The organism is Aeromonas sp. QDB68 (assembly GCF_027707405.1).
In the GTDB taxonomy this organism is placed as follows: Bacteria; Pseudomonadota; Gammaproteobacteria; order Enterobacterales; family Aeromonadaceae; genus Aeromonas; species Aeromonas caviae.
In genome coordinates, this window is sequence record NZ_JAPCIQ010000029.1 from 1 (window position 1) to 20,173 (window position 20,173).

At 64.8% G+C, this 20,173-nt stretch carries 17 protein-coding genes; 2 read left to right on the forward strand and 15 right to left on the reverse strand.

From position 1 onward, the window contains the following. Positions 1–136: 136 nt before the first annotated feature. The 5 genes from PG892_RS10865 to PG892_RS10885 all read right to left on the reverse strand — a co-directional run bounded on the left by PG892_RS10865 (position 137) and on the right by PG892_RS10885 (position 6,986). Positions 137–1,429, reverse strand: a complete 1,293-nt coding sequence (locus tag PG892_RS10865; protein ID WP_041215407.1) for an NAD(P)/FAD-dependent oxidoreductase — start codon at positions 1,427–1,429, stop codon at positions 137–139. Positions 1,430–1,503: 74 nt separating this feature from the next. Next, positions 1,504–2,043, reverse strand: a complete 540-nt coding sequence (gene ycfP, locus PG892_RS10870; RefSeq protein WP_005331594.1) for an alpha/beta hydrolase YcfP — start codon at positions 2,041–2,043, stop codon at positions 1,504–1,506. Positions 2,044–2,227: 184 nt separating this feature from the next. Beyond that, positions 2,228–4,036 (reverse strand): M3 family oligoendopeptidase, encoded by a 1,809-nt coding sequence (locus PG892_RS10875; protein WP_270825403.1) that lies wholly within the window; start codon positions 4,034–4,036, stop codon positions 2,228–2,230. Positions 4,037–4,114: 78 nt separating this feature from the next. Further along, a complete protein-coding gene (locus tag PG892_RS10880) occupies positions 4,115–5,905 on the reverse strand; it encodes a M3 family oligoendopeptidase (protein WP_270825404.1) in 1,791 nt (596 codons plus the stop codon). A 169-nt stretch (positions 5,906–6,074) separates the two neighbouring features. Beyond that, positions 6,075–6,986, reverse strand: coding sequence for a DUF808 domain-containing protein (locus PG892_RS10885; RefSeq protein ID WP_270825406.1), 912 nt, complete (start codon positions 6,984–6,986; stop codon positions 6,075–6,077). 206 nt (positions 6,987–7,192) lie between these two features. Between PG892_RS10885 and PG892_RS10890 the strand changes: the two genes are divergently transcribed. Further along, entirely contained in the window at positions 7,193–7,795 is a 603-nt protein-coding gene (locus PG892_RS10890; RefSeq protein ID WP_125117211.1) for a DUF924 family protein, read from the forward strand. Positions 7,796–7,849: 54 nt separating this feature from the next. Here PG892_RS10890 and PG892_RS10895 read toward each other — a convergent pair whose 3' ends face one another. The 10 genes from PG892_RS10895 to hinT all read right to left on the reverse strand — a co-directional run bounded on the left by PG892_RS10895 (position 7,850) and on the right by hinT (position 17,865). Beyond that, positions 7,850–9,469 (reverse strand): methyl-accepting chemotaxis protein, encoded by a 1,620-nt coding sequence (locus PG892_RS10895; RefSeq protein WP_103858521.1) that lies wholly within the window; start codon positions 9,467–9,469, stop codon positions 7,850–7,852. Positions 9,470–9,718: 249 nt separating this feature from the next. Continuing rightward, positions 9,719–10,633 carry a protein translocase subunit SecF gene (gene secF / locus PG892_RS10900; protein ID WP_174213908.1) on the reverse strand — a complete coding sequence of 305 codons (915 nt, stop codon included), beginning with the start codon at positions 10,631–10,633 and terminating at the stop codon, positions 9,719–9,721. Positions 10,634–10,742: 109 nt separating this feature from the next. Further along, positions 10,743–12,545, reverse strand: a complete 1,803-nt coding sequence (secD, locus tag PG892_RS10905) for a protein translocase subunit SecD (RefSeq protein ID WP_041212853.1) — start codon at positions 12,543–12,545, stop codon at positions 10,743–10,745. A gap of 146 nt (positions 12,546–12,691) precedes the next feature. After that, positions 12,692–13,159: a hypothetical protein gene (locus PG892_RS10910; RefSeq protein ID WP_201890940.1), complete on the reverse strand. Its 468-nt coding sequence runs from the start codon at positions 13,157–13,159 to the stop codon at positions 12,692–12,694. 106 nt (positions 13,160–13,265) lie between these two features. Next, complete coding sequence (locus PG892_RS10915; RefSeq protein WP_201894741.1) at positions 13,266–14,126, reverse strand: DUF6279 family lipoprotein; 861 nt, start codon at positions 14,124–14,126, stop codon at positions 13,266–13,268. A 51-nt stretch (positions 14,127–14,177) separates the two neighbouring features. Next, positions 14,178–15,041: a phosphotransferase gene (locus tag PG892_RS10920; RefSeq protein ID WP_043155733.1), complete on the reverse strand. Its 864-nt coding sequence runs from the start codon at positions 15,039–15,041 to the stop codon at positions 14,178–14,180. Continuing rightward, positions 15,031–15,627, reverse strand: coding sequence for a penicillin-binding protein activator LpoB (gene lpoB / locus PG892_RS10925; RefSeq protein WP_053288519.1), 597 nt, complete (start codon positions 15,625–15,627; stop codon positions 15,031–15,033). Before lpoB ends, PG892_RS10920 begins: the two co-directional genes overlap by 11 nt. Next, the gene (locus PG892_RS10930; RefSeq protein WP_053288520.1) at positions 15,627–16,025 is read right to left on the reverse strand and encodes a YcfL family protein; all 399 of its coding nucleotides are present in this window, start codon (positions 16,023–16,025) and stop codon (positions 15,627–15,629) included. The genes lpoB and PG892_RS10930 overlap by 1 nt, the downstream gene beginning before the upstream one ends. A 68-nt stretch (positions 16,026–16,093) precedes the next feature. Then, positions 16,094–17,515, reverse strand: a complete 1,422-nt coding sequence (locus tag PG892_RS10935) for a COG3014 family protein (RefSeq protein ID WP_223942925.1) — start codon at positions 17,513–17,515, stop codon at positions 16,094–16,096. After that, a complete protein-coding gene (hinT, locus tag PG892_RS10940) occupies positions 17,515–17,865 on the reverse strand; it encodes a purine nucleoside phosphoramidase (protein ID WP_010674343.1) in 351 nt (116 codons plus the stop codon). Before hinT ends, PG892_RS10935 begins: the two co-directional genes overlap by 1 nt. A gap of 256 nt (positions 17,866–18,121) precedes the next feature. Between hinT and PG892_RS10945 the strand changes: the two genes are divergently transcribed. Further along, positions 18,122–20,134 carry a methyl-accepting chemotaxis protein gene (locus PG892_RS10945; protein ID WP_103261851.1) on the forward strand — a complete coding sequence of 671 codons (2,013 nt, stop codon included), beginning with the start codon at positions 18,122–18,124 and terminating at the stop codon, positions 20,132–20,134. The last annotated feature ends 39 nt before the right edge of the window (positions 20,135–20,173 follow it).

The window sequence follows — 20,173 nt, forward strand, 5'->3', positions numbered from 1 at the left end:
TGGTGTGTTTGGAGACAGCCAGTTTACCAGCACCCTGTCTGTCAACTTCCACTTCCCCAAGATCCCGCGAAGAACCTAAAAAAAGGAGAGGCAAGCCTCTCCTTTTTTGATGTTCGCAGCGGCAGCCGCCATGCACTCAGTGCAGCTTCATGCTCGGGCGCAGCACCCGGTTGATGCGGCCCACCAGCATGATGAGGCCGGTCTTGATGTAGCCGTGCAGGGCGACCTGGTGCATCCGGTAGAGGGAGATGTAGACCAGGCGCGCGATGTAGCCCTCCACCATCATGGAGCCCCGCATCAGGTTGCCCATCAGGCTGCCCACGGTGGAGAAGCGGCTCAAGGAGACCAGGGAGCCGTGGTCGTGGTAGCGGTAGGGCTTCATCTCGCCGCCGTTCATCTTGGCCAGGATGTTCTTGAACGCCTGGGTCGCCATCTGGTGGGCGGACTGGGCGCGGGGCGGCACGAACTTGCCGTCCGGCTGCGGGCAGGCGGCGCAGTCGCCGATGACGAAGATGTTCTCGTCCCGGGTGGTCTGCAGGGTCTCGTGGACCACCAGCTGGTTGATGCGGTTGGTTTCCAGGCCCGCGATCTCCTTCATGAAGTCCGGCGCCTTGATGCCCGCGGCCCACACCATGAGGTCTGCTTCAATCAGCTCCCCATCCTTGGTGTGCAGGCCCTCGGCGGTGGCCTCGGTGATCATGGTGGCGGTGCGCACGTCCACGCCCAGCTTCACCAGCTCCTGATGGGCGGAGCCGCTGATGCGCTCCGGCAGGGCCGGCAAGATGCGGGGGCCCGCTTCCACCAGGGTCACCTTGAGGCTGTCGGTGGTGAGGTTCTTGAAGCCGTAGGCGTAGAGCTGCTCCACCGCGTTGTAGAGCTCGGCGGAGAGTTCGACGCCGGTGGCGCCGCCGCCGACGATGGCGATCTTCACCTTGTCACCGGGCTGGTATTCGGTGGCGAACTGCAGGAAGCGGTTCATCATGCTGTTGTAGAAGCGGTGTGCCTGGGAGGGGCTGTCCAGGAAGATGCAGTGATCCTTGATACCCTTGGTGTTGAAGTCGTTGGAGACGGAGCCGATGGCCATCACCAGGATGTCGTAAGCCACTTCCCGCTCGTTGACCACCAGGGCGCCGCTCTCGTCGTGGATGGGGGCCAGCACGATGCGTTTCTCGTCGCGCTTGATGTCGGTCAGGCTGCCGAGCTGGAATTCGAAGCCGTGGTTCTTGGCGTGGGACTGGTAGCTCAGGGCGTCGATGCCCGCATCCATGGAGCCGGTGGCCACTTCGTGCAGCAGGGGTTTCCACAGGTGGGTGCGATTGCGATCCACCAGGGTGATCCTGGCCTTGTTCTTCTTGCCCAGCTTGCGGCCCAGGCTGGTCGCAAGCTCGAGACCACCGGCGCCACCGCCTACAACGACAATATTCATCATGATGATTTTCCTTGGTTCCTCAAAACGAAAGGGAGCCATTGGCTCCCTAAAACGAAATCGGTTGACGTGATGGCTCAGGCTTCTTTGAAGGCCTTCATCCGTTGCAGATGGTGCGAGATGTTCTTGAACTTATGGGTCTCGCGCTCATCCCATACGATGTCGTAATAGTTCTTCAATTCACGTTCAGTGTCCCGATTATCGCGGATTTCATCCTGAACGGAAAGGATGCACAGGCAGTTTCCTGAATTTTTATTACGAAATTCGGTTACACACTTGGTGCCGATGTCCTCGTACTCCTCCGGCCTGTCGATCTTGCCCTGCATGTTCTCTTCCGGGTGCAGATTGGGGTTGAAGACCACCTGCTTGATGCCGCACAGAAACCCGATCCGCTCGCTCCAGTAGCCACCCAAGCCCACGCCGCAGATGAGAGGTTTGGGATCGGTGCTCATGTCGAGCTGCTTCTTCACTTCCTTGAGCAGATGGCTCATGTCGTGGCGGGGGTGAACCGTGCTGTAGTGCACGAAACGCACATCATCATCGATAAACTGCAACTGCAGCACTTTTTCATGATTGCCGGGGCTGGTGGCATCAAAGCCATGCAGATAGATGATCATGGACAAGACCTCAAAAACTGTGTCGGTTCTATCGAAACTACCCCAGCGACAGGGCCTTGCGCCACCAAAACATCCCACTTTCTTGCTTTGGATCACGCCCCTTCGGGCCACCAAACCGCGCGTCGGGGCCGCTGTGGCAGCGCCATGCCCCGGCGGGACATGGCGCAAACCGGGTCTGGCGAGGTTAACCGCCGCACTGGGCGAAGCGCGCCACCGCCGCTTCCACCAGGGCCAGGCTCCCCTGCCAGAAGGCGGGTTTTCGAATGTCCTGCCCCAAATGCCGTTCGACCAGTTCTTCGGCGCTCATGCGACCTGTGTCTCGCAGCAGAGCGCGGTAGGCCTTCGCCACCCCCTCCTCCCCTGCGGCCTGGCGGCTCATCAGCTGCTGATAGACCCCGAGGCTGAACAGATAGCCAAAGAGGTAGGGGTAGTTGTAAAAACCGAAGCCCGCGATGGAGAAGTGCGCCTTGGCGGCCCAGAACAGGGGGTGATAGCGGTCGAGGCTCTTCTCATACCAGCGCCCCCAGGCCTCGTCGGTGAGCGCCTTGAGCCGGGCCGACGACACATAGCCCTGCGCACGCTCGGCCACCAGAGCCTGCTCGAAGTCAAAGCGGGCCGGGATGTTGACCAGGAAGGTGGCGGCGCCATCGGCATCCGCCCAGGCGATGGCCAGACGCTCCTCGGCGCTTCGGGCCTGCTCGTAGAGGGCGCTGCGCACCAGGGTCTCGGCGAAGATGGAGGCGGTCTCCGCGAGCGTCATGGGGTAGCTGCGCTGGCTCATGGGCAAGTCGCGGATGAGCCAGTTGTGCCAGGCGTGACCGAGCTCGTGGGCCAGCGTGATGACGTTGTCCATGGTGCCCGCATAGGCGATGAAGACCCGCGGCTCCACCGGCTCGGCAAACTTGGTGCAATAGGCCCCGGTGCGCCGGTTGGGGGTGGGGGCGGCATCAATCCAGCCGCGCTCGGCCATCATGCGGGCAAAGTCCCCCATCTCGGGGTCAAAGCGCGCGAAGGCCAGGGCGATGATGTCGACCGCTTCCTCGAAGGGGATCTCCCGGCGGCTGGCGGCAGGGGGCGGTGCAAAGAGATCCTCCGGCCCCAGCACCTCGAGGCCGAGGTGACCGGCCATCAGCCCCAGGGCCCGCTGGCCCAGATGGCGGGCCTGCCAGGTCTCCGCCATCAGGGTATCCAGAGTCGCCCGCTCGATGTGGCTCTGGTGGCAGGAGAGATCCAGGGCATCGAGGCGCCGGTGTTTGCCGCGCTGGCGCGAGAGCTCCAGGCGCCAGCCGTTGAGGGCGTTGAGGATGGCAGCCACCGTCTCCTGCTCCCCTTCCCAGCCGGCGCTGATGGCATCGAAGGCCTCTTTGCGCAGGGCACGATCCGGGCTGGAGAGCAGGTTGCTCGCCTCTGCCAGCCCCATCTCGCGACCCGCGATCACCAGCCTTATCTTGCCCACCAGATCGTTGTAGAGGTTGCCCCAGGCGTGCAGGCCGTCGGTGCCAAGGCCGATGACCAGTTGCTCCGCCTCCACCGGCAGCCGCTGATCCTGCAGGCGATGCTCGTGGCGCAGCCGGTACTCCTCCTCCCCGAGCAGGGGGTCGGCCATCAGTTGCTCAAATTCGGGCGCAGGCAGCCCCAGCATCAGATCTTCGATGGGGGCAAGCGTCTTGAACAGATCCGCATTGAGGGCTCGGGCCCGGGAGGCAACCTGCTTGGCGAGGGGATCCCGGGTGTCCTGGCTCCCCTTGCAGGCGGCCAGCACGGCGATGTTCCAGCCGATGTCGCGAATGCGCCGGGCCCGCAGGCGTACCTCCCTGAGGAAGTCCTGCAAGGCGCCTGGGGTGCGAGGCACCTGGGCCAGTCCCTCGATAAAACCGCTCAGCTCGGCCAGGCTGGCGCGGGCCAGGCTCATGTCCGCCTCGAGGACACAGCTGTCGAGGGAGGGGTAGATGTGATCATTTCGCCACTGCTGTGGATAGACTCGTTGTTGCATCGAACGCTCATCGTCAGGGACGGGCCTGGCCCGTCGTGAAATCCAGGTGGCCAGAGCCACCACCTTCGCGGGCAGGCATCACACCAGCCGCTCGAGGCGCACCACCGCCTCTTCCACATAGCGCAGGCTCTCCTGCCAGAACCCGGGTTCGCGGATGTCGACCCCCAGGTGCTTCTCCACCAGCGCCTCGGCGCTCATGCGGCCGGTATCTCGCAGCAGGGCGCGATAGGCGGGCACAAACTCGCCCCCGGCCCGCGCATGCTGGGCATAGAGCCCCAGGCTGAAGAGATAGCCAAACAGATAGGGGTAGTTGTAAAACCCGGACTCGGCGATGGAGAAGTGACCCTTGCTGGCCCAGAACAGCTCGTCATACTGGCTGAGGGCGTCACCATAGCACTGCTGCTGCGCCGATTTCATCATCTCCCGCATCTGGCTCGCCCCCACGTAACCCGCCTCTCGCGCCGTCACCAGAGCGCGCTCGAAGGCAAAGCGGGCGGGGATGTCGAGCAGCAGGCTCGCGGCCCGCTCCCCGTCCAACCAGGCGATGGCCCGGCGCTGCTCCACCTTGTCGGTGGCGGCCAGCAGGGCATCGCGCACCAGGATCTCGGCAAAGAGGGAGGCGGTCTCCGCCAGCGTCTTGGGGTAGCCCCGCTGCTCGAAGGGAAGATCCCGCAGCAACCAGCTGTGCCAGGCGTGACCGAGCTCATGGGCCAGGGTGATGACGTTGTCCATGGTCCCCTCGAAGGTGAGGAAGACCCTTGGCTCGGGCGGATCGGCATACTCGGTGCAATAGGCGCCGCTTCGCCTGTGCTCGCTCGGGGCGGCATCGATCCACCCCTTGTCGGCCATCATGCGGACAAACGCCCCCATCTCGGGATCGAAGGCGGCAAAGGCCTCCATCACCAGATTCAGCGCCTGCTCGAAGCCGAACTTGCCGTGTACGGCCTGGGGCGCCGGGGCAAAGAGATCCCAGGGGGCGAAGTCGGTGATCTGCTGGGCACAGGCCATGGCCCGCAAGGCGCGGCGCCCGAGCTCCCTGTGCTCCCCGGCCGCCGCCATCAGGGTCTCCAGGGTCGCGCCCGTGATGTGTTCCTGATGGCAGGTGACCTCAAGGGCATCCAGCCTGCGCCCCTTGCCGCGCTGGCGGCCGAGCTCGTTGCGCCAGCCGTTGATGGCGTTGAGAATGGCGGCCACCGTCTCCTGCTCCGCCTCCCAGGCGCCCTGGATGGCGTGCCAGGCACTGGCGCGCCGCGCCCTGTCCGGGTGGGCGAGCAGGTTGTCCGCCTGGGCAAGCCCCATGGGCACCCCCTCCACCACCGGCAGCAGCCGCCCCACCAGGTTGTCGTAGAGATCCCCCCACCCCTGCAGGCCGTCTACCGCCAACCCCTCGATGAGCTGCTCGCTCTCGAGCGAAAGCCACTGATCCTGCAGCGCTCTGTCGTGATGGATGTGGTAGGCCAGCTCGAAGAGCTCGGGGTCTTGCAGCAGGGTGCGCACCAGTGACTCGGGGGCGCGAACCCAGAACAGGTCCACCGGCTTGCTGCGCTGGGCCAGGATCGCCTCCAGCTGCTGGCCCCGGGAGAGCAGTACCCGGGCCTCCTCGTCGCGCCCGTTCTGGCTCAGCCGGTTGTAACCATAGACCTGGCTGTTCCAGGCCAGGGTCTTCACCCCGTTGGCCTCGCGGCGGATGGCCCGCAACAGGTGGCGCAGGGCATTGGCATCCGCAACGGGATGGGCGGGATCCGGCAGGTCCGCCAGGAGGGCGTCAAGCCGGGTGAGGGCGCGGGAAGCCTCCTGGAAGGCGTCCTCGATGGCAGGATCGTCGGGGGCGGCATAGATGTGAGCATCTCGCCAAACGGGTGGTTCCATGGTTGTCCTTGTCTGTTTGCGTCCATATCGGGTCACCCCGCCTCTGCGGGCGGGTGAAACCGGATAGTACGAAGGGGGCCAGGCACTTGCCTAGCCCCCATTCGAGGCAACCAGCAGAAGAGCGCCCCCGGGTGCGACGGCCCCTGTCGGCCCTCCCCCGACAAGCGACCTATTTGGCGGGCTGAAGCTTGCTCACCAGGGTCATGGCCACCACCAGCACCAGCCCTGCCACCACGCCTGCCAGGGCGCTCAGCAGGGTGGGCGTCACCACGGCCAGTACCCCGCCGACCCCGGGCAGGGCGGCCACCGTGCCCGCCGTCCCTTCGATGAGGTGATGGAGGAAGGGCCAGCCATGGACCAGAATACCGCCGCCGACCATGAACATGGCGATGGTGCCCACCAGGGCAAGCAGGTGCATCAGACGGGGCGCCGTCACCAGCAGCCCCTGCCCCACCGCCCGGCGCACGGCGCCGCCATCGGGCTTTTGCAGCAGGTGCAGGCCGATGTCGTCGAGCTTGACGATGAGCCCCACCAGGCCATAGACCCCGACGGTCATCAGCAGGGCGATGCCCGTTACCACAGCGATCTGCAGGCCCAGGCTCGACCCCTGCACGGTGCCGAGGGCGATGACGATGATCTCCGCCGAGAGGATGAAATCGGTGCGAATGGCCCCCTTCACCTTCTGGCGCTCATAGGCCGCCAGATCCTCGGGCACCGGCGCCGCCTGATGCGCCTCCTCCTTGTGGGGCAGGAACTTGTGGACCAGCTTCTCCGCCCCCTCGAAACAGAGGTAGGCCCCCCCCAGCATCAGGAGCGGGGTGATGAGCCAGGGGATAAGAGCACTGATGGCGATGGCGGCAGGCACCAGGATGAGCTTGTTGCGAAACGACCCCTTGGCCACCGCCCACACCACCGGCAGCTCACGCTCGGCCCGCACCCCGGAGACCTGCTCTGCATTGAGGGCGAGATCGTCCCCCAGCACCCCGGCCGTCTTCTTCGCCGCCACCTTGGTCATCAGGGCGACATCATCGAGCACGCTGGCAATATCATCGAGCAGGGTCAACAAACTGGCTCCGGCCATATCTGGCATTCCTTCTATTGAGTGGGACACATCCGGGCTGCCCCGGTCAGGGTGATGAGGGGGTCAGGGGATCACTGGCCCATCCGGGGATCACCCTTTGGGGCAAAAGATGGCACAGTGTAACGGGAAGCCGCCACGGCGGCAGCCCCCCATGGCAGATCCCCTGCTCCGTTTTCACTTCACGGCCACCGGCCCAAGGAGTTCCCATGCAACCCTGGCAACCTCTGCTCGATTTCTGGTTTGGCGATGACGCAGACGACGCTCCCCGTGCCGCCCGTCAGGCCCCCCTCTGGTGGGGCAAGAGCAGCGAGACCGATGCCCTGCTGGCCTCACGCTTCGGCGAACTGGCGGCCCGTGCCGCAGCGGGCGAGCTCGCCCATTGGGAGGGCGATCCCGCAGGGCGCCTGGCCCTCATCCTGCTGCTGGACCAGCTGCCGCGAAACCTTCACCGCCACACCCCCGCCGCCTTCGCCCAGGACGACAAGGCCAGGGCGCTGTGCCTCAAGGGGCTCACCCTCGGGGTCGACAAGGGGCTCTCGCCGCTGGCCCGGGTCTTCTTCTATCTGCCCCTCGAGCACGCGGAGTCCAGAGAACAGCAGGCCAGAAGCGTCGCCCTGTTCGAGGCGCTGGCCGACGAGCAGGCCACAGGCCCGGCCCGGGCCACCTTCGAAGGGTTTGCCGACTTTGCCCGCCGCCACCAGGTGATCGTCGATCGCTTTGGCCGCTTCCCCCACCGCAACGCCATCCTGGGCAGGGCGAGCACGGAGGAAGAGGCCGCCTTCCTGCAACAGCCCGGTTCGGGGTTCTGACATAAAAAAATCCCCGCCATGGGCATGGCGGGGAGAGAACAACCGATCCGCGCATCACTGGATGCGATAGCGGGAGATCTGCTGGTGGATATTCTCCGTGGTCACGTTCAGCTCCTCTGCGGCGGCGGAGGTCTCCTCCGCCGTGCTGCTGGTCTGCTGCACCACCTGGGCTATCTGCTCGACCTGGAGGGCGATGGATTCCGCCGCCGAGGTCTGCTCGCGGATGGCCAGGGTGATCTCGCCGACCTGATCCATGACGCGATGGGAGGCCTGGCGGATCTGGGTGATGATGGCCCCGCTTTCCGTCGCCATGGCCACCCCTTGCGCCACCTTCTCCTCCACCAGGACCATTCTGGCCACCGTGGCCTCGGACCCTTGCTGGATAGCCTCCACCGTCCTTGAGATCTCCTGGGTCGACTGGGCCGTCCGCTCCGCCAGCTTGCGCACCTCGTCGGCGACCACCGCAAAGCCGCGTCCCTGCTCACCGGCCCGCGCCGCCTCGATGGCGGCGTTGAGCGCCAGCAGGTTGGTCTGCCCCGCCACATCGTTGATGACGTTCACCACCCCACCGATGCGGGAGATCCCCTCCCCCAGCGCCGTCACATCGCGGGAGGCCTGACGAATGGCGTCGGCGATGTCGTTGATGGCGAGCACAGTGCGCTCTATGGTGGCCCCGCCGTCACTGGCGAGCTTGCCGGATTCATTGGTGATGCGACTGGTCTCCTGGGTGCGCTGGGAGATGTCCGTGATGCTCACGCTCATCTCCTCCACCCCGGCGGCGATAAGGCTGGTGGCGTCATTGGCCTGACTCGCCGACTCCGCCATGTGCTGGGCCGCCTGGGAGAGGGACTCTGCCGTGCTCTTGATCTGCAGGCTGCCCACCGAGAACTCGGTGAAGGTCTGCTGCAAGGTGTCCAGCAGGCGGTTGACCGCCGTCAGCGTCTGGCCGATCTCGTCCTGCTGGCTCACATTGGCCCGCAGGGTGAAGTTCAGGTCGCGCTGGATCTCGGACAGGGTCGCCATGGCCAGACGGAGGGGATTGGCGACCTGCCTGAACAGCCAGAGAAAGAGCACCAGCGTGAGGGCACCCGCGCCCACCGAGATGAACAACAGGGCCTGCATGCTGCTATCGGCATTCTGCTCGCCTCGCAGCTTGACGGCGTCACCTTGCTGGATGTTGAAGTGGACGTGCTTGTCGATGGCCTGGGAAAGCTGCTCAAACAAGGGGGCAAGCTCCTTGTCGATCGCCTCTCTGGCCTCCACATTCTTGTTCTCGCGGGACAGGCGCAGGACGTCTTCAGAGGCCTTGCCGTACTGGGCAACCAGGCGCCGATCATCGGCGACGAGCTGCCTGTCCTCCTCATTGGAGATCATCCCGCTTTCATACTGGCTCAGCAGGGCGTCCATCTTGGTGTGAAGGGATGCAATGCTCTGCTCTATCTGACTCATCTTGCCGTCGTCGGTGTTGAGCACGTGCGCCTGGATCAATGAATGCAGGGCGTAGAAGTCTGTTTGTATCTCCTTGATCGTGGAAATGCTGGGGACTGTGTTGTCTGTTACATAGCTGAGATCCGCATTGGCGGAGGAGAGTCTGCTGATACTGAACCAGCTGAGACACCCCAGGGCCAGCATGACCAGCAGGGCAATGAGTTGAAGCCGACGAGCGATATTCATGAGTGCTTACTCCATCCATAGACTCCCTGCCAGGGTAGCCGATGCGGGCCCCGAAAATAGCGCCTAAAACATGCATTTCATTACACTTTTCAACTTCTGCTCGGCCGCGTCACACCCGCCGCCCCAACCCGGCCTTCGGGACCGCCGCCCCCCTCTGGCAGAATGGAAAAAGGAAGGCATTCGCCTTCCTTTTTTGCCCGGGGCGGCCGCACTGGCCGCCCATGAGCCCCGTGACAGGGCGCTCGCCGGTCACGCCGCCTCGGCCAGCTCCTCCTCTTTTTTCTGGTAGGCCTGGGGGGAGAGCCCCAGCAGCTCCTGCACGGTGGAGGCCACCGTGATGGAGGAGAGCGTCCCCACCAGGATGCCGGCGAACAGGGTGAAGGAGAAGCCGTAGAGGGCGTCGCCACCGAACAGGAGCAGGGCCCCCACGGTGAAGAGGGTGGTGCCCGAAGTGATCATGGTGCGGCTGAAGGTGGCCTTGATGGCCACGTCCGAGCACTCGTGGATCCCCATGCGGGTACGAGACCCCAGCAAGTCCCGCAACCGGTCCGAGATGACGATGCTGTCGTTGAGGGAGTAGCCTATCACCGCCATCAGGCCCGCGATGACGTTGAGGTCGAACTCGATGTCAAAGAGCGCGAGCAGCCCGATGGCCACCAGACCGTCGTGCAGTACCGACACCAGGATGCCGATGGCTTGGCGCCACTCGAAGCGCACCGCCAGGTAGGCGGAGATGGCGAGCGAGGCCACCAGCACCGCCAGCATCCCCTGCTGGAACAGCTCTGCGCCCACCTGGGGCCCGACGATGGTGGTGCGCAAGAGCTCCACCGGCAAGGCGAGTTGCTGCCCCAGCATGGTCGCCAGATCCTCCGCCGCCCAGGGCAGCGCGTGGGGGGGCAGCTTGATGAGCCACTCGCCGGGCACACCGGCGCCGTGCAGCTCCACCACCCCCGCCAGGGGCGCCGTCAGCAGAGCATTGAGCTCATGGGCCTCTTTCAGGGTCTGGATGCGAAACTCCAGCAGGATCCCGCCGGTGAAATCGAGCCCGAGGGCGAGCCCTTTTGTCGCAAGGATGGCCACGCAGGCCAGGGTCAGCAGCACGGAGGCCCACAGCCCGATATAGCGCCAGCGGGTCAGCCCCATGGCCAGGATCATTCTCAGCATTGTTCTTCCCTCGACGTCAGGTGGTTCAGGCTTCCCGGCAGGAAGCGGTCGGTGCGCAGGTCATGCAGACTCACGGGCGCGGCGTCATGGTGATGAAGTCGGTTCATGGTCATACCCTCAGCAGCTTGGCGCGGCTGTTGCCCCACAGGGGGTTGATGATGGCGCGGGTGCCCCAGATGCCGGTCACCATGCTGGAGATGAGCCCCAGGATCAGGGTGATGGAGAAGCCCTGCAGCGGCCCGGAACCGATGGCATAGAGCACCACGGCGCAGATGAGGGTGGTGATGTTGGCATCGAAGATGGTGCGAAACGCCGAGCGATAACCAAAGTCGATGGCGTTGGCCAACGAACCCCCTTCCCGCAGCCGGTCCTTGATCCGCTCAAAAATCAGCACATGGGTATCCACCGCCATGCCGACGGTGAGCACCAGACCGGCGATCCCCGGCAGGGTCAGCACGGCCCCCGGCAATACCGCCAGCATGCCCACCTGCATCAGCAGGTTGGCAACCAGCGCCGTGATGGCGACCCAGCCGAACTTGCGATACCAGGCCATCATGAACAGCATCATGCCCGCCATGCCGAACGCCAGGGCGGTGAAGCCCGCCTCGATGTTCTGCAGACCCAGGGTCGGGCCTATGCTGCGCTCCTCCAGGATCTTCAGCGGCGCGGTGAGGGCCCCGGCCCGCAGCAGCATGGCAAGCTCCTGGGCCTCGGGCAGGCTGCCAATCCCGGTGATGCGGAACTGGTTGCCAAGGGCGGTCTGGATGGTGGCGACGTTGATCACCTCGCTTCGGGCGCGCAGCTTGCCTTCGGCGTTGGTCTTGTACTCGGTGAAGACGGTGGCCATGGGCTTGCCCACGTGCTGGCGGCTGAACTGGTTCATCTTGCTCCCCCCCAGGGTGTCGAGCACGATGTTGACCTGGGGCTGCCCCATCTCCCCCATGTTGGCGCGGGCATCGACGATGTGCTCGCCGCTCAGCACCGGCTGGCGGGCCAGCCCCACTGCCTGGCCGCTGCGATCCGCCATGAAAAAGCGGCTGTCGGCCTTGGCTTCATAGAAGGCCAGGGACGCGGTGGCGCCGATCACCTCTTTCGCCTGCTTGGGGTTGTGCACCCCCGGCAGCTCGATGCGGATGCCGTCCTGCCCCTGACGCACCACCGAGGCCTCGACGATGCCGAGCTCGTTGATCCGCTTTTTCAGGATCGACAGGTTCTGGGTCACGGCGTTGTTCACCAGCAAGGTGCGCTCGGCGTCGCTCAGCACCAGGGTCAGTGCATTGCCGGAGCGGCTCAGTGTCCACTGATCCTGGCGGGTACCGGCACTCTCCTTGATGATGGAGAGCCAGGCCTCCTGCCCCGTCACGTCGGGCAGGGTGACGGCCACGCTCCCCTGGGCGGTGCGCATCACGCTGGCGCCGCGCAGGTTGGCCTCGCGAAAACGGGTGCGCAGGGTATCCACCAGGTTCTTGGTCTGGTTGTCGATGACAAAATCCACGTCCACCCCGATCAGCAGCTGGGAGCCACCGCGCAGGTCCAGCCCGAGCTTGATGGGATCGGCGCCGAGCCGGCTGATCCAGGCCGGGGCGTTGGAGTAGAACTCCAGGGTCAGGGCGGCGCTGTCCAGCCCCTGCTGCTCCAGCAACTGCTTGGCCAGTTGCTGCTCCCCCTGGCTGGCGAACACCAGCGCTATCCGGCCACCCTGGGCGATCTGCTTGAGGGGGTCGATGTGGTTCTCGGCCAGCAGGGTGCGCTGCGCGTCGCTCAGGCGCGACTGGCCGTGCAGACCGAGGGAGGGCTGCTCACCGAAGAAGGTGGGCAGGGAATAGAACGCGAACGTGACCAGCATCAGCAGCAACAGGGCGTACTGCCACAGGCTCATGCGGTTCAACACGGTATGACTCTTTTTTCTCATGAAATCGGCCTCTGTCAGGCGATGGCAGGGGGCGACGCGACGTCGCACCGTGCAAAAAATGAAACAAGACAGCCTAGCCGTTCACTGAAGGTGAACAGCAACAGAGAGAAGATGAGGCAACAGGTGGCAAGCTGACCCCATCGGGATCAGGCGAGGAAGCTCTGGGCGAAGCGATACTGCAGATGCCGGCGCTGCAGGCGGCGCCTGTGAATGCCGGCGAAGTGATCGCGAAAGCTCGTCCCCGGGTAGAAGAGGGCGGCATAGAACAGCAGGCCGCACAGCAGCAGCAGGATCGCCTGCTGGGACCAGCTCATCACCAGCTCGTAGACCACGCTGCCGGGCTGATGATCGCGGCTCAGGGAGTGCTCAAGGCGCAGCAGGTGATTCTGGTGGGAGCCGACGAACTTGACGATGCCATCGTCACTGCCGCTGACGCGGTGGGCCGCCGGGCTTGCGTCGGCAGGCGCCGCCCCCTCCGCCAGCGAGTGGGCCTGCTGGGCCGAGGGCTGGAACGCAGGTACCTTGACCCCCTCCACCGAGAGGGTAGAGAACAACAGTGCGAGGGTGATGAGCAGGGTCATCGCCGCCAGTTTCACGTTGTCGGTCAGGTTCACAAGTTAATTCCCACACAATAGAAAGGGCAAGCTACCACAGCCTGCCCCACAAGAACAAGGGCGGCAGGCCCAGTGCCCGCTGCCCTTGTGTTGTCTCACCGCGTCCTCAGCGGCTGCGGGTCATGGCCTCGAAGTCCTCGGCATAGTCCTTGAGCAGGGTGTAGAGGTGGGCCCGCTGGGAGAGATCCATGGAGTGGCTGAGATCGCTCAGCCACTGGATGGTACGCTGGCGGGACTGGTCCGTGTAGCCGGTGAAGCGGCCATCCATCAGGCCGTCCCCCTGCTGGAGCAAGCGGGTCAGCTCCTGGCCGAAATCCGGACTCTGGCGCTGTTTCATCAGCCGATCCAGCTCCTTGGTCCAGGCCTCCTGAAAGTCGAGCCAGGGGGCCATCATCTCGTATTGCCACTCGGCCCACTGCGTGATGAGGGGCTCCTGGGCCGGCTTCACCTTGCCAATCCAGAACACCAGGCGCTCGTTCATCTTCTCCCGAAAGCCCTTGATCATCTCGGCCTTCGACTGGGTGGCAAAATCGTGCTGGCGCTCCTGCTGGCGCTTCACCCTATCGGCCATGAAGCGAGCCACCTGCTCGTCGGTCAGGGTCTTGGCAAGGCGCACCGTGCGGGGAATGGCGTTCTCCAGGGTACGGGTCAGGCTCGCCTGGGTTCTGTCCAGATGCAGGGTCACCTGGGCCGGGCTCATGGGGCTGGCCACCGCCTTGGCCAGGGCGTCGAGATCCCGGGCATAGATGGGCAGCTCATGCTGCCGGTGCCAGGCCATCAGCCCCTTCACCTCCTGGTCCAGCAGCTTCTTCTGGCTGCGGTCCAGGGAGAAGTAGTCGTCCAGTTGCCAGACGATGGCCGAGTCGAGCCAGTAGTAGATCACCCGGGTGGCGCAACCCGTCAGCAGCAGGCAGAGCAGCAGCAGGCTCCAGCTACGCGGTTGACGCCATGAGAATGTGGTCACCATGCATGCCTCCCATTCATTGAATACACGCGTCGCGCGGGCCGTTGCCGGGCATCACTCCAAGCGCTGGCGGTTGATATCGATCAGGGCCTGATACTCGGGCCCGGGTTGCTGTTCGGCCATCAGCAGCGCCCACAGCAGGCCGATGTAATCGACCCAGGGCAGGAAGGCATCGGCCTGGAATCCCCGGGGCCCCAGCCCCGTCGGTGCCCCGTCCATGGCTTCAAGATAGCAGCTCTCCAACTGGCACCGCTGCTCTTCGCTCCAGCCGTGGGTGCGCTGGATGCTGGCGACCTCGAACCCAGGATGACCGGCGGCGCCGTACTCCCAGTCGATGACCCAGGGTCGCGACCCCAACAAGTTAGCCGGATTGAGATCGTGATGGCAAGGGAGCCAGCAGTCGTCCGGCTCCCGGCTCGCGAGCAGGGCCCGCTCCAGGGCGGGCAGCCAGGGAGGGATATGGGCCAGACGCTGCCGATAACCGCCGCTGTGGGCCCGCACCGCCATCACCACGGTCGGCACCGGCAGGCGGTGCAGCCGCACCAGCACCTCCGCCATCAGGCGGGGCTGCGCGGCGAGAGGCGGCGCCTGCTCGGCCCAGTTGGGTTCGTCGCACCACGCCAGCAGCATCAGGCCGGTGGCGGGATCGCCGTGATGACAGGGCAACGCCAGCCCCTGCCCCACCGCCCCCTGGTAGAGCTGCCACTCGGTGGCCCGGTCGATGCCAAGGCGCACCGGATCAGGATGACCGCGGCGCAGGAAGGCCTGCTCGCCAGTGGGGAGGCAAAGCCGGTAGTTGCCGTTGGTCAGGCCCTGACCCAGCGGCTCAAGGCGCCCCTGATCCCAAGGCGCCGGCAGGCTGGCGAGGAGCGCCAGCTCCGCCAGATCCCCCTGCCCCCGCGGGTCCTCACCAGCCAAAGGTGGACTTCTTGGCCTGTTTGCGGATCTCTTTCTGATCGGCCCACAGCAGTTCGCCGTTATCCACATCCATCAGGTTCATGGTCATCTGGTAGTAGACGTCCTTCACCTTGCCGTTGTCCTTGACGATGCTGGCGAGGTTGCCATAGACCATGTAGCGGGCACCGGTCTGCTTGCCGAGCCGCACCATGGTGGCGGGGTCCACCATGCCGCTGCCCTGCTGGTATTCGAGCTGCTGCTTGACCGCCGCCACCTTGCTCATGTCCACGAAGCGGAACTTGCCCGAGCGCAGCAGCTTGGTGCGGATAGTGTCGGTGATGGCCTCGGTGTCGATGTGCTCCGAGGTCTTGTTGCGGATGGAGTCCATGAACATCACCGGGCGGCCCCCGGCGGTGATCTCGCTGGTGGCCGGGGACGCCAGCATGGAATCCGCCATCTTGTCGGCGATGGCCTGCAAGTCGGAGGAGCCGTAATCGACGGTCACCGTCTCGGTTTCGGTCGGATCGCCATAGCTGACGGTGGTGCTGGAGCAGCCGCCCAGCAGCAGGGCGCCGGTCAGGATCAGCAGGGCATGATTCATTTTCATCAGTAGGATTCCTCCATCACTTCGCGAACGTAAATCCGGTAACCCCGTGCAGCCGGGCTCGGCGCCAGGGCAGACAGGGTGCGGGTCTGATAGCCGTGCAGCTTGAGCGGCGTCCAGCCGCGGCCATCGCTGGCCACCTCCTGCCCCGCCTCATCATACCAATAGAACAGGTATTGCAGCGTGTTGTCGCCGCGCTGGGTGCTGGCCGCCGCCACGTTGACCTGCAACAGGCCGTTCTGCTGGCGCCGGCTGAGTTCGGTCAGGGTGACGTTGACGTTTTGATGCTGCTCGGCCACCGCCGCCGCACCGGCCGCGCCATAGAGCGCCACGCCGGAAGTATTGGTGGCACAGCCCGTCAGCAGCAGAACCAGGCCCAGGGCCAACCCTTGTGCTTTCATCTTGTTCTCCTTGCCGGTGGCCGTCGGCCTGACCGGTCATTCATCTGAGTTGCCATATCCGGTTCCCCCTAGAGGGGCATCACCCGGGTCGTGAGCCCGCTCCCCAGGCGCTGTACCCACACCAGGGTGGTGCGCCCGGCGTGGACGCTGAGTGGCAGGGTACGCATGGCGCTGCCCGCCCCCAGGGTCAGGGTGACGTTCCCGGCCGGGACCATCCCCTGCCAGCTCGAGGCCTTGGCGGGCAGCGTCAGCCAGCTGCGGGTATCCGCCCGCTCCGAGAGGGTGTTGAAGATCCCCACCAGGATGTTGCCCACATCCCCCCCCTCCTTGGCGGCAGTGCGCCGTACCTGCTCCTTGGCCACCAGCCGCAGGGCCTGCCGGGTCAGCATGCCGGGCAGCCGCTCCTGCAGATCCTTGGCCGCCAGCGCCTCCAGCCTCACCAGCTCGCTGGTCTGCGCCACCCCCTTGCCCACCGACAGGGTGAGCGGGGCGCCGTCGCTGGCCCGATTGTCGTAATAGGGCACCGCCACGGTAAAGGTACGAAAATCGCCGCTGGAGGTGGAGATGGGCAGCGGCAGGAAGAGCTCCCGGCGCGCCGGGATCAGGCCATCTTCAAACAGCACCACCAGCTGGCCCTGATCCTTGGCCAAGGGCGGCGCCTTGCGGCCCATCCGTTGCTCGGTCTCCTTGAGCTCCTCGGGAGAGCCGCGAAGCCGGGCCAGGCGCAGCAGGGCATCCTGCAGGCTCTGGTTGTCCGGCGCTATCTGGTAGCCGCGCTGGTAATCGACCCAGGCGTCGTTGAGATCCCCGGCCGCCTCGTAGAGCACGCCGGAGAAATAGAAGGTGTAGGCGTTCTGGAAACCGTTTTTCACCTGGCCTATCAGGCGATCGAGCTCGGGGGCGCCGCGCGACATCAGCTGGCGCATCTCCCCGGCTTCGTCCTCCCGATCCCCCTCCTGCGCGGCCTTGCGCACCTCGTCGGCCCGCCGTTTAAGGGCCTGCTCCTGCACCTGGTTGGCACGGCGCACCTCTACCAGGGCGCCGTCGGCATCTCCGCGCTGCAAGTAGTTGAGCGCCAGATAGTGGTGCAGCATGGTGCGCTCGTAATCGGGCGCCTGGTAAGCCAGGGTCTGATCGTTGGTGAGCAGGCTGCCCGCCTGGGCCAGTCCCTGGCTCAGGCGGTACTCGGCCTGATTGTCTTCCCACGCAAGCCGGCTGTCGGCGGCGGCAAAGGCCTGCTTGCTGGGGCCGTCCTGACCCGCCAGCCAGGCGATGCGCCCCTTCTCCAGCTGGTCGAGCACGAAGGTGTCGTCCCCCGGGGTCGATTCGCGCACCTCGGGCAGGGCCTCGGCGGCATGGCCCAGCAGCAGCTGGTTGCGCAAGGGCACCATCTGATCCGAGTAGGAGACGAACATGTCTTTCCACTGGGAGGCACAGCCCCCCAGCAGCAGACCGGCCAACAGCAGGCCGGTCGACGTGACGAGGCGCATCACAGGCTCAGCAGGGGTCCCAGGGGCTCGCCACCGACCAGGTGCAGGTGGATGTGATAGACCTCCTGCCCGCCGTGGCGGTTGCAGTTCATGATGAGGCGGTAGCCGTCCTCGGCGATGCCCGCGTCGCTGGCGAGCTTGCGGGCCACGGTGAACATCCGGCCCAACGCCAGCTCGTGATCCGGCTCCACGTCGTTGACGGTGGGGATGAGCACGTTGGGAATGATCAGGATATGGGTCTTGGCCTTGGGCTGGATGTCGCGAAACGCAGTCACCAGATCGTCTTGATAAAGGATGTCGGCGGGGATCTCCTTGCGGATGATTTTGCTGAAAATGGTTTCTTGCGCCATGGGTAACTCCTTTATAGGAAAAAGAAAATTCAATACAAAGCTCAAGCGGCTCCCAAACAGGCCGCCGCAACGCGCCAAGTGTGACACAAGCCGACATTTGGCACAGCCGTTGTCCCAATCGCTTCAGTTATTGTGAAGAATACCGATAGCGAGGAGACGTCCCGCGAACCACAACGGCATCCCCTTCGGGGCATGCAGGGTATCAAAGGGACGGGGTACTCAGGCAAGGGACTTTTGCACAGACAGCGGGACAATAATGAAACAAACAATGTCAGACCTCTCGATCCTACAGAGAGTCTATCTGGGCTTTGCCATCCTGGTCGCCGTCATGGTCGCCAGTGCGGTACTGACCTTTCGCGGCCAGAGCGAACTCAGCGGCGCCCTGGATCAGGTGACCCAGGAGTCCATGCCGCTGGTACTCGCCAGCAGCCAGACCCAGATAAGCCTGCTCAGCGCCAACAAATGGCTCACCGACGTGCTGACCGAGCAGGATCTCAAGCAACTGCCGGCGGAAGTGGCCGAGTTGCAACAGGCCAAGGGCCAGGTCGACAAGATGGTCGCCAGCCTCAAACAGCAGGTGGCGGTTCATCCCCAGTTGCAGGCGGACATGACTGCCCTCGTCAAGCTGGTGGATGACTACCTGCAACTGACCCAGACCCTGCCCGGCGAACACGAGGCCCTGCTCACCCGGCTGCACAAGGTCAATCAGGCCAAGGGCCAGTTCCAGGTCAGCCTGCCCCAGTTCAAGAAGAACCTGGGGGACATGATGGTCACCATCGACGACAGCTTCATCAAGATGCTCTCCGAGACCCTGACCACCAAGCTCTCCGCCATCGAGCTCTCCACCATGGATGCCCTCAACCAGAGCATCCCCGCCCCCATCGAGGCGGCGCTCAAGCGCAACAAGATGCAGATCGAGGGCTTCAACAGCACCATCAAGGATCTCCAGGGGGAGCTCAAGGACTTCGACAACAACATGGGCCACTACGTCCATGGCTTCGTGCGCGACACCACGGGCAATGACGGCGTGCTCTCCCAATACCTGGTCCTGATGAAGCAGCAGCAGGCCATGCGCGAGCAGAGCAAGCAGGCGAGCCAGCTCATCCTCAACATCCAGAACAAGCTGGAGGGGATCACCGCCCAGAGCCAGCAGCTGATGAACGCCAGCATCCAGGCCTCCGATCGGGTGCAGACCCAGAGTACCCTGACCCAGGGGATCAGCATCGCCATCGCCATCTTCGTCGCCATCCTGGTGGCCTTCACCCTGGGCAAAGCCATCCGCCGCCCCCTGAAAGAGCTGCTGCGGGTGCTGACCGAGGTGACCCAGGGCGACATGACTCAGCGCGTCGGCTTCAAGAGCCAGAACGAATTCGGCCAGCTCGCCAGCCAGATCAACCTGCTGATCCACCAGATGGGGGATGTGCTCAAGCAGCTCTCCCAGGCGTCGACCCAGCTCAACAGTGCCGCCCACGACAACCGCCACACCACCGAATCGGTGCGGGCGGATCTGGAGAAACAGCGTCAGGAGACCGCCTCGGTCGCCGCCGCCATGACCCAGATGGAGGCCTCGGTGCGGGAGGTGGCCCAGGCCGCCAACCAGACCCTGGAGCGGGTGCAGGATGTGGAGAAGGCCTCCGAGATGGGGCGCAAGGTGATGGCAGGCAACATCACCACCACCCATCAGCTCGCGGGCAAGCTGCAGCAGACCGGCAAGGTGATTGGCGACGTGAGCGCCATGAGCGGCCAGATTGGCAACATCCTCGACGTCATCCGCGGCATCGCCGAGCAGACCAACCTGCTGGCCCTCAACGCCGCCATCGAGGCGGCCCGTGCCGGCGAGCAGGGACGCGGGTTTGCGGTGGTGGCCGACGAGGTGCGCAACCTGGCCGGTCGTACCGCCCAGTCCACCAGCGAAATCCAGACCATGATCGAGAACCTGCAGCAAGGCGTCGCCCGGGCGGTCAACGTGATGCAGGAGTGCTCCCGCGAGATGGACAGCTGCGTGGATCAGAGCTCCCAGGCCAACAACGCCATGGAAGAGGTGCAGGGCATCGTGGTGCTCATCAGCGACATGTCGAGCCAGATAGCCTCCGCCGCCGAGCAGCAGCAGGCCACCAGCGCCGACATCGCCACCAACCTCAACCGCATCTCCGACATCTCGGATCTCAACTATCAGGGCATAGAGCGGGTCGCCGAGACCAGCCAGCAGCTCGACTCCCTTGCCGAGCAGCAGGAGGGGCTGGTCCAGCGCTTCCGCCTCAGTGCCTGATGGCCACGACCCGATACGACAAGGCCCCGCATTGGCGGG